Annotated in this window: 1 rRNA gene; it reads left to right on the forward strand. The window is 45.3% G+C overall.

What is annotated here, in order from left to right:
- Positions 1-1,158: ribosomal RNA gene (locus tag ACRRVB_RS00715) — 23S ribosomal RNA — on the forward strand; the annotation flags it as partial.

Genomic DNA, 1,158 nt, shown 5'->3' on the forward strand with positions numbered 1-1,158 from the left:
GGGCGTTAAGGTCCTAGTCCGAGAGGGAAAGAACCCAGACCATCAGCTAAGGTCCCCAAATATATACTAAGTTGAACTAAGAAGGTTTAGTTGCTTAGACAGTCAGGATGTTGGCTTGGAAGCAGCCATTCATTTGAAGAGTGCGTAACAGCTCACTGATCGAGCGACAAAGCGTCGATGATAAACGGGCATTAAGTATATTACCGAAGCTATGGCCTTGCTGCTTTAGGCAGTAAGGGGTAGGAGAGCATTCTAATAAAGCTGAAGCTAAGTAGTGATGCTTAGTGGATTAATTAGAAAAGAAAATGTAGGCATGAGTAACCAAAATAATGGTGAGAAACCATTGCACCGTAAGACTAAGGTTTCCATGGCGATGGTTGTCATCCATGGGTTAGTCGGTCCCTAAGCTGAAGCCAAAAGGCGTAAGTGATGGAAAATCGGTTAATATTCCGATACTAGCTAGCAATAGAGAAGGGGGGACGAAAGAGTGAAAGGTCTGCCTTCTGACGAATTTAGAAGGTTAAAGCCCGTAGATATAGGTGTGGCAGGCAAATCCACCATACCTGTCGAAAGCAATAGTACTACAATCCTTTGGGAGCGTAGATAATGACCCTAATCATATTTCCAAGAAAAGCCTCTAATTGTTAAGTGCTAGCTAACCGTACCGCAAACCAACACAGGTAGTTGAGGAGAATATCCTAAGGTGTTCGAGTGATTCGTGGCCAAGGAACTCGGCAAAATATCCCTGTAACTTCGGGAGAAAGGGTGCCTCATTGTTCCCTTTTTTAAAGGGCGCAATAGGCCGCAGTGAAAAGGCCCAGGCGACTGTTTACCAAAAACACAGGACTTTGCAAAATCGAAAGATGAAGTATAAGGTCTGATACCTGCCCGGTGCTGGAAGGTTAATAGGAGGAGTCAAGTTGCAAAATTGAAGCTCTAAATAGAAGCCCCAGTAAACGGCGGCCGTAACCTTGACGGTCCTAAGGTAGCGAAATTCCTTGTCGGGTAAGTTCCGACCTGCACGAATGGTGTAACGATCTGGGCACTGTCTCAGCCACGAGCTCGGTGAAATTGGAGTGGCGGTGAAGATACCGTCTACCCGCAATGGGACGAAAAGACCCCATGAACCTTTACTATAGCTTAACATTGATAATATGT

Source organism: Candidatus Cardinium hertigii, from assembly GCF_050864855.1.
GTDB lineage: Bacteria > Bacteroidota > Bacteroidia > Cytophagales > Amoebophilaceae > Cardinium > Cardinium hertigii_C.